An 8,440-nucleotide genomic window follows, 5' to 3' on the forward strand; every position below is an offset into this window, starting at 1 on the left:
AGTTAGTTTATTGATGCGCGCTACGCGCGCTCCCGCAAAGCCCTGCGCTGCTCAGCTCGTCCGAAGGGGGAGACAACACCAGCCGGCGGCGCATCACTTAGTTCGCGCCGCTGCGAATCGAGGCGTAGACAGGGATGTTGCGAAGCAACGACCGTATTGCTCTCGGGTCCCCTTGGCGAGTCGTCGAGCAGCGCAGGGCTTTGCAGCAGCGCGCGTCAGCGCGCCTCCACCTCTGACTTCGCGCGGCTGTTTGAGCGCAGCGGCCAAAGGCCGCGTAGCGAGCTCTGCGCGTGCTGCAAAGACCGAGCAGCGCAGAGCAGTCGGCCATAGGCCGACCGACGCGCAGGGTCGCCTTTGGCTTCGCCGAACCTTCGGTTTCTTTTGCCTACTTTTCTTTGGCGAAGCAAAGAACAAGTAGGTCGGCTGTCGGGACGACTTCCCGACGCGGTCTCACTCAGTGGGAAGAAATAACACGCGTAGCGCAACCTACTTCAACAACTTCCCCTGACTGTTGATCACCGTCACCTCCACAAAGCGCGACCCCACCCGCTCCTTCGGCCCGAAGCTCATGCGCACCCCACCCAGGTCGTAGTTGCTCAACGACTCCAGCGCGCTGATGACGCGCGCACGTGTAGGCTTCGGCCCCGCGCGGCGCAGCGCCTCGACCAGCACCTTGGCGCCGAGGTACTCCTCGAAGTTGGTGTAGTTCACCTCTTCCTTCGGTGCGTACTTCTTCATCATCTCGTGGAACTCGCGCACCACCGGCAGCGAGCGCTGGTACGGGTAAGGCACGACCTGGCTGATGCCCAGGCCGCGCACGTTCTCGAGGCCACCCAGCTTCACGAGCTCGGCCGGGTCGACCACCGAGATGTTGAACAGCTGCCCGCCACCACCGGATTCGCGGTACTGCTTGGCAAACGCCGCCGCGGGTTTGTTGACCGCCACCATGATCACCGCCTGCGGCGCCGCCGCGCGGATCAGCTTGACCGCGCCTTCCACCTCGGTGGTGTTGCGCTCGTAACTGGCCGACGCCACCAGCTTCTGGCCGCGCCGCTGCAGCGCCGATTCGACACCGGCGAGGCCCGATTTGCCGAAGGCGTCGTTCTGGTACAGCAAGGCAATGCGGGCAATGCCCTGCGTGTTGAGCTGCTTGATCATGTGCTCGGCTTCGTCGGCGTAACCAGCGCGCACGTGAAAGATCCAGGGGTTGAACGGCGTGCGCAGCAACTCACCACCGGTATAGGGCGCCACCAGCGCAATGCCGGCATCGGCCAGCACCTTGTCTTCCAGCAGCTTGCCCACGTTGGCGCTGCCGGCAAAGCCGAACAAGGCCAGCACCTCGGGCTTGGCCACCAGCTCCTTGGTGAGGCGCACGGTTTCGTCGACCTTGTAGGCGTCGTCGAGCACCAGCGTGCGGATCTTCGCGCCGTTCACGCCGCCCCGGTCGTTGACCGCGTCGAAGTAGACCTGGCCACCCAACACCATCTGCTTGCCGGTGCTCGCGAGCACACCCGACAGCGGAGCCACCTGGCCAATGGTCAGCGTGTCTTGCGCCAGAGCCGGAGCGCACAAGCCCACCACCACGCAAGCAACCCAACCGATGCAAAAACTTCTCTTGATCAAACGGCTGAGCATGCGCGATCCCATCGTGTTACTGAATGTGAGCCGCATGCTAGGTGGCGCAGTCGCGCGACACCACGGGGCCTTCGATGGCGGTGCATCTACCTAGGGGTTGCTCCTTGCGCTGAACTACCTAACGACTGGTACTGATGTAGTTGTACGACTGCTCGGCTCGGGGCGTCACTTCTACATTGCGACGCTCGCCCACCCCACGAGGAGACCTCTCGATGAAATCAAACAAGAAGCCCGCATTGCGTGTCGCAATGCTCACCTTGAGCGCTGCCGGCCTGAGCGCCTGCGGCTCCGCCGACAAGCCCGACGTGGCCACCTTGCCCAGCGGCGTGAGCACCGTCAGCGTGACCAGCTACAACGCCACCACCGTGGGCAGTGGCAGCACCGCCGCCACACAAGACCTGCTGACCGGCGGGCTCGGCCGCACCGGCATCGGCAGCGCGGTGGCGCCCACCTATGCCGACCCCGCCAACCCGACGGCCGCCGAGCTGCGGCGCAACGCGCTCTACGCCAACTACCGCGGCCTGGTCGACTCCAGCGCCAACGGTGGCTACGGCCGCCTGTACGGGCCCAACATCGACCTCGCCGGCGGCGACACCCTGGGTGAAGGCCTGATCCCCGGCCGCGAATACCTGGCCGTGCTCGACGACGGCACGGGCCGCAAACAAGTCACCATCGCCGTGCAGGTGCCGGCAAGCTTCAACCCCAACGCGCCCTGCATCGTGGCCGGCCCCTCGTCGGGCTCGCGCGGTGTTTACGGCGCACTCGCGTCGGCGGCCGAGTGGGGCCTGAAGAAGGGCTGCGCGGTCGCGCTCACCGACGCCGGCAAGGGCGTGGGCCTGTATGACCCCACCGACGACAGCGTCAACCGCATCGACGGCACACGCGCCACGCGCGCGGCCGCCGGCACGCTCTCGCACTTTGCAGCAGCCATCACCGATGCCGCGCGCAGCGCCTTCAACACCGCCTTCCCCAACCGCCTCGCACTCAAGCAGGTGCACTCGCAGATCAACCCCGAGAAGGACTGGGGCACCGACACGCTCACGGCCATCCGCTACACGCTCTACGCGCTGAACCAGGAGTACGCCGACAACTCGCCCTATGGCAATGGCAAGCTCGTGCGCTTCACGGCGGCCAACACGCTGGTGATCGCGGGCTCGGTGTCCAACGGCGCTGCTGCGGTGTTGCGTGCAGCCGAACAAGACAGCGAAGGCCTGATCGACGGCGTGGTGGCCGCCGAGCCCAGCGCGCAGCCGAGCACCACCGCCGGCTACGGCGTCAACTTTGCGGGCGCGCCGGTGGCGAGCTACGGCAGGTCGCTCGCCGACTACTTCACCTACGCCAACATCTTCCAGCCCTGCGCCGCGCTCGCGCCGGCCGCGCAGATGGCCGAGGTCTCGGTCTACAACTACATGAGCCTGGTCGGCATGAATGCGCGCGCCACCAACCGCTGCACCGCACTCGCGGCCAAGGGCCTGGTGAGCGGCGCGACGACGGCCGACCAGGCCACCGACGCCCTCGCCAAGCTGCGCGCCCATGGCTACACCGCCGAGAACGACACCATGCACAACGCCCACTTCGGCCTGGGCAACGGGCCGATCATCGCGGCGATGTACACCACCGGCTACGGCCGCTTCTCGCTCACCGACAACCAGTGCGGCACCAGCTTCGCGCAGGTCAACGGCACCGGTGACGTGGTCGCGGTGAGCGCCACCACCAAGGCCGCGAGCTTCGCACTCGCCAACGGCACGGCCAACGGCACACCGGCCAGCGTGGTCTACAACAACTCCGAAGGTGGCGCCAAGTCGTGGGCGTTTGCGGTCTCGCCGTCAACGCACATGGCCGACTTCGCGCTCGACGCCGCGCTGTGCGCTCGGGCGCTGGTGACCGGTGTGGACACGGTCACCGGTGCAGCCCTGAGCACGGTCTCGACACCGACGCTCGCGCAAAGCCAGGCGGTGCGCACCGGCATCAGCGAGGTTTTGCTGAACGGCAACCTGCGCGGCAAACCGACGCTGATGCTGGCCGGTCGCAGCGATGCCTTGCTGCCGATCAACCACTCGGAGCGGGCGTACACCGCCTACAACCGACTGGTCGAAGGCAGCGCGAGCCAGCTGCGCTACATCGAGGTGGAGAACGCGCAGCACTTCGACGCCTTCATCCCGTTCTCCGGCTTCGACACGCGCTTCGTGCCGCTGCACGTCTACTTCATCCACGGCATGAACGCGATGCATGCGCGGCTGACGCTCGGCACGGCACTGCCTGAGAGCCAGGTGGTGCGGACTACGGTGCGGGGCGGGACGCCGGGTGCTGCGCCCGCACTGACCACGACGCATGTGCCGCCGATGGCGGCGACGGCGGGGGCGGGCAATGCGATCACCTTCATGGGAACCAGCGTCGCGATTCCGAACTGACTCGGTTGTCATCCCGCGGAGGCGGAAATCCAGAATGGTTGGATGCGGCGTGCCGCTTCGCGTTGGGGCTCTTGTTCACTGGGTGAGGCCGCGCCGGGAGTTCGGCCCGGCGGCCGACCCCCTTTCTTTGTGTCGACAAAGAAAGGGGGCAAAGAAAGCGACCCTGCCGACTCGGCCCTCGCGTTGCGAGGGCTGCCTTGCGCTGCTCGGTCTTTGCGGGTCGGGCAGAACTCGCTACGCGCCGTGCCGGCGCTGCGCTCAAACAGCCGCCCGAAGTCAGTTATTGATGCGCGCTGCGCGCGCCCCGCAAAGCCCTGCGCTGCTCAGCTCGTCCGAAGGGGGAGACAACACCAGAAGCGCATCGCTGCGCTCGCGCCGATGCGACGCGAGGCGTCGACCGGGATGGTTGCGAAGCAACGACCGTATTGCTCTTCGGGTCCCCTTGGTGAGTCGTCGAGCAGCACAGGGCTTTGCAGCAGCGCGCGATAGCGCGCATCAAAGACTGACTTCGCGCCGCCTGTTTGAACGCAGCGGCCGCAGGCCGCGAAGTGAGTTCGGCGCGGCTGCAAAGACCGAGCAGCGCAGAGCAGTCGGTCCCGAGGACCGACCGACGAGCAGGGTCGCCTTTTCTTTGGTGACTTTCTTTTGGCGAAGCAAAAGAAAGTTACTGCCCTGTCGGGGGCATATCCCGACGCGGTCTCACGCAGTAGGAAAAAACAACAACGCGAAGCGGCACCAAAGGCACACGGCTTCGATATCTCAGCCCGAACGGTTGGTGATGTGCGAACAGCCTGGATTCCCGCCTTCGCGGGAATGACGCATCGCCGTCACATCAGCCCAGCAAGGCGCGACACCATCTCCGTCGCCGTACTCACCTTGAGCTTGCGCAGCAACCGCACCCGATGCGCATCGATCGTGCGCGGGCTCACCTCCAGCACACGCGCAATCTGCTTGCTGGTCTTGCCCTCGATCAGAAGCTGCGCGATCTCGCGCTCGCGAATGGTCAGCGCCGTGGTGATGGGCCGCCGCGCCGAGATGTCTTCGAACATCCACACCGCGCAGCAGAACGGGTCGTCGCGGTCCAGTGCGCGCCCCGAGGCGTGGCACCAGAACAACCGCCCGTCGCGGTGTTTCATGATGCGTTCGTCAGCGTAGCGGCCGCAGTCGCGCATGACGGCGAGGCCGCGCGCGCCGATGCCCAGGAACTCGTGCTCCGAGGGGTAGAGCACGCTCATCGAGCGGCCGATCAGCTCGTCGGGCGTGTAGCCGAACATCGAGGCATAAGCCTCGTTGCAGCGCTGGATGATCCGGTTGCGCGACACGCACAAACCCACCGGCGCCATGTCGAACGCCAACATCAGGTTGACGTCGGGGGGGAGGTTGATCGGTGAGTCCATGCGCTTTCGGCGCGAGGATAGCGGCGCGCTGGCACTCTGCAACTGCCGCGAGTACTTAAGCAAATCGCCTGAACGGCACAAGCACGACAAATCTCACGGGTGACCGCATGCGCGCGTGCGGGTCAACCCTAGCGTACTCCTGCGCCTTGCGACGCTGCATCGCAATCTCGACACTGCCGCCTCTCGCACAGGAGCAACTGTCAGTGGATTGCATTCTCGAAACCAAACGCTTGAGCAAGGAGTTCAAGGGCTTCGTCGCCGTCGATCGTGTCGACCTGCGCGTGCGCCGCGGCAGCATCCATGCGCTCATCGGGCCCAACGGTGCGGGCAAGACCACTTGCTTCAACCTGTTGACCAAGTTCCTCACGCCCACCGCCGGGCAGATTCTGTTCAACGGTGTCGAGATCACGCGTGACAGCCCGGCGCGCTTCGCCGAGCGCGGCATCATCCGCTCGTTCCAGATCTCGGCCGTGTTCCCGCACTTGTCGGTGCTGGAGAACGTGCGTGTGGCGCTGCAACGCAAGCTGCCGACCTCGTTTCACTTCTGGAAGTCGGAGCGCTCGCTCGACCGCCTGAACGCACGCGCCCTGGAGCTGCTGCGCGAAGTGGATCTCGCGTCGTACGCCCACCTGCCCACGGTCGAGCTGGCCTATGGCCGCAAGCGGGCTCTGGAGATCGCCACCACGCTTGCGATGGACCCCGAGCTGATGCTGCTCGACGAGCCCACCCAGGGCATGGGCAGCGAAGACGTGGACCGCATCCGCCAGCTCATCAAGCGGGTGTCGGTGGGCCGCACCGTGCTGATGGTCGAGCACAACATGAGCGTGGTGTCGAGCATCGCCGACACCATCACCGTGCTGCAACGTGGCGCCACGCTGGCCGAAGGGCCGTATGCCGAGGTCTCGAAGAACCCGGCGGTGATCGAGGCCTACATGGGCTCGGCGAATGTCGAACTGCAGGGAGCGCACTGATCATGTCGACACCATTTCTCGAAGTGCGCGGCCTGCACGCCTGGTACGGCGAATCGCATGTGCTGCACGGCGTCGACTTCCACGTCGACGAAGGCGAGGTCGTCACGCTGCTCGGTCGCAATGGCGCGGGCCGCACGAGCACCATGCGCGCCATCATGGGCCTGGTCGGCAAGCGCTCCGGCTCGATCCGCGTGCGCGGGCAAGAGACCATCGCCATGCCCACGCACCGCATCGCCCGCCTCGGCATCGGCTACTGCCCCGAAGAGCGCGGCATCTTCTCGAGCCTCTCCGCCGAAGAGAACCTGCTGCTGCCGCCTTCGCTGATGCCCGCGGGCATGTCGATCGCCGAGATCTACGCGCTCTTCCCCAACCTGCAGGAGCGCCGGCACAGCCAGGGCACGCGCCTGTCGGGTGGTGAGCAGCAGATGCTGGCGGTCGCGCGCATCCTGCGCACCGGCGCCAAGCTGCTCTTGCTCGACGAGATCTCCGAAGGCCTGGCGCCGGTGATCGTGCAGAAGCTGGCCGAGATGGTGGCGATGCTGCGCTCGCGCGGCTACACGATCCTGATGGTGGAGCAGAACTTCCGCTTCGCCGCGCCGCTGGCCGACCGCTTTCTGGTGATGGAGCACGGCACCGTCACCCAACAGTTCACCCAATCCCAGCTGCCTTCCATGCTGGATCAGTTGCACGAAACCCTTGGCGTCTAGGTCAACAAAACTGAAGGAACCCCTGCCTTGAAATTCTCGAAACTCAAAACCCTCGCCGCAGCCTGCGGCCTCGTGTGTGCCGCGCCCCTGGCGCAGGCGCAGGTCTCTGGTGACGTGATCCGCATCGGCTTCATCACCGACATCTCGGGCCTGTACTCCGACATCGACGGGCCGGCCGGCGCCGAGATGATCCGCATGGCCGTGGCCGAGTTCGGCGGCGCCATCAACGGCAAGAAGATCGAGGTGCTGGTGGCCGACCACCAGAACAAGGCCGACATCGCCAGCGCCAAGGCCCGCGAGTGGTTCGACCAGCAGGGCCTCGACCTGCTCATCGGCGGCACCAACTCCGGCACCAGCCTCGCGATGGCCGGCCTCGCCGCCGAGAGGAAGAAGCCCTTCATCGCCATCGGCGCAGCCGCTTCGGCGCTGACCAACGAACGCTGCACACCCTACACCGTGCACTGGGCCTACGACACCGTGGCCCTGGCCAAGGGCACCGGCGGCGCGGTCGTCAAATCGGGCGGCAAGAACTGGTACTTCCTGACCGCCGACTACGCCTTCGGCTCGGCGCTGCAGACCGACACCTCGACGGTGGTCAAGGCCGCCGGCGGCACCGTGGTGGGCTCGGTGCGCCACCCGCTGGCGGCGAGCGACTTCTCGTCGTTCCTGCTGCAGGCGCAGTCGAGCAAGGCCGAGATCCTGGGCCTGGCCAATGCGGGCGGCGACATGATCAACGCGGTGAAGGCGGCCAACGAATTCGGCGTCACCAAGACGATGAAGCTCGCCGGCCTGTTGATGTTCATCAACGACGTGCACTCGCTCGGCCTGAAGACAGCCCAAGGCATGTACCTCACCGACAGCTGGTACTGGAACCAGAACGCCGAGACACGCGCCTGGAGCCGCAAGTTCTTCGACAAGTTCAAGCGCATGCCGTCGTCGATCCAGGCCGCCGACTACTCGGCTGCGCTGCAGTACCTGAACGCCGTGAAGGCCGTGGGCACCGACGACGCCGACAAGGTGCTCGCCCACATGCGCAAGACCCCCATCAACGACGTGTTCGCCAAGGGCGGGCGCATCCGCGAAGACGGCCGCATGGTGCACGACATGTACCTGATGCAGGTCAAGACACCGGCGCAGTCGAAGGAGCCGTGGTACTACTACAACGTGGTCGACACGATCAAGGGGGATGCGGCTTGGACGACCAAGGCCGAGTCCAAGTGCGCGCTCTGGAAGTGATGTGAAAAGTCCGTTCGCCCCAGCCCGACCCCCGTTCGGGCTGAGCCTGTCGAAGCCTGCCCTGAGCCCGTCGAAGGGCCCTT

6 protein-coding genes are annotated in these 8,440 nt (G+C 65.9%); 4 read left to right on the forward strand and 2 right to left on the reverse strand.

Annotated features, from left to right (window positions below; genetic code table 11):
- Positions 1 to 486 precede the first annotated feature (486 nt).
- The gene (locus RMO40_RS01820; protein WP_309715470.1) at positions 487 to 1,635 is read right to left on the reverse strand and encodes an ABC transporter substrate-binding protein; all 1,149 of its coding nucleotides are present in this window, start codon (positions 1,633 to 1,635) and stop codon (positions 487 to 489) included.
- A 212-nt stretch (positions 1,636 to 1,847) separates the two neighbouring features.
- Between RMO40_RS01820 and RMO40_RS01825 the strand changes: the two genes are divergently transcribed.
- Complete coding sequence (locus tag RMO40_RS01825; RefSeq protein WP_309715471.1) at positions 1,848 to 4,046, forward strand: 3-hydroxybutyrate oligomer hydrolase family protein; 2,199 nt, start codon at positions 1,848 to 1,850, stop codon at positions 4,044 to 4,046.
- Positions 4,047 to 4,873: 827 nt separating this feature from the next.
- On the opposite strand, the gene RMO40_RS01830 is transcribed toward RMO40_RS01825, so the two are convergent.
- Positions 4,874 to 5,443, reverse strand: a complete 570-nt coding sequence (locus RMO40_RS01830) for a LuxR C-terminal-related transcriptional regulator (protein WP_309715473.1) — start codon at positions 5,441 to 5,443, stop codon at positions 4,874 to 4,876.
- A gap of 197 nt (positions 5,444 to 5,640) precedes the next feature.
- Here RMO40_RS01830 and RMO40_RS01835 point away from each other — a divergent pair, with 197 nt between their 5' ends.
- From RMO40_RS01835 to RMO40_RS01845, 3 genes are read left to right on the forward strand one after another with little or no spacing between them, the layout of a single operon-like run.
- Positions 5,641 to 6,414: an ATP-binding cassette domain-containing protein gene (locus tag RMO40_RS01835; RefSeq protein WP_309715476.1), complete on the forward strand. Its 774-nt coding sequence runs from the start codon at positions 5,641 to 5,643 to the stop codon at positions 6,412 to 6,414.
- Between the two features lie 2 nt (positions 6,415 to 6,416).
- On the forward strand, positions 6,417 to 7,121 hold the full coding sequence (locus RMO40_RS01840) for an ATP-binding cassette domain-containing protein (protein ID WP_309715474.1): 705 nt from the start codon (positions 6,417 to 6,419) through the stop codon (positions 7,119 to 7,121).
- A gap of 27 nt (positions 7,122 to 7,148) precedes the next feature.
- The gene (locus tag RMO40_RS01845) at positions 7,149 to 8,357 is read left to right on the forward strand and encodes an ABC transporter substrate-binding protein (protein WP_489660089.1); all 1,209 of its coding nucleotides are present in this window, start codon (positions 7,149 to 7,151) and stop codon (positions 8,355 to 8,357) included.
- Positions 8,358 to 8,440: the final 83 nt, after the last annotated feature.

It is taken from the genome of Rhizobacter sp., from assembly GCF_031412075.1.
In the GTDB taxonomy this organism is placed as follows: domain Bacteria; phylum Pseudomonadota; class Gammaproteobacteria; order Burkholderiales; family Burkholderiaceae_C; genus Rhizobacter.

Coding starts and splice junctions, on each gene's coding strand:
- RMO40_RS01830 (WP_309715473.1), bottom strand. CDS start 5,443: ATGGACTCACCGATCAACCTCCCCCCCGACGTCAACCTGATGTTGGCG.
- RMO40_RS01840 (WP_309715474.1), top strand. CDS start 6,417: ATGTCGACACCATTTCTCGAAGTGCGCGGCCTGCACGCCTGGTACGGC.
- RMO40_RS01820 (WP_309715470.1), bottom strand. CDS start 1,635: ATGCTCAGCCGTTTGATCAAGAGAAGTTTTTGCATCGGTTGGGTTGCT.
- RMO40_RS01825 (WP_309715471.1), top strand. CDS start 1,848: ATGAAATCAAACAAGAAGCCCGCATTGCGTGTCGCAATGCTCACCTTG.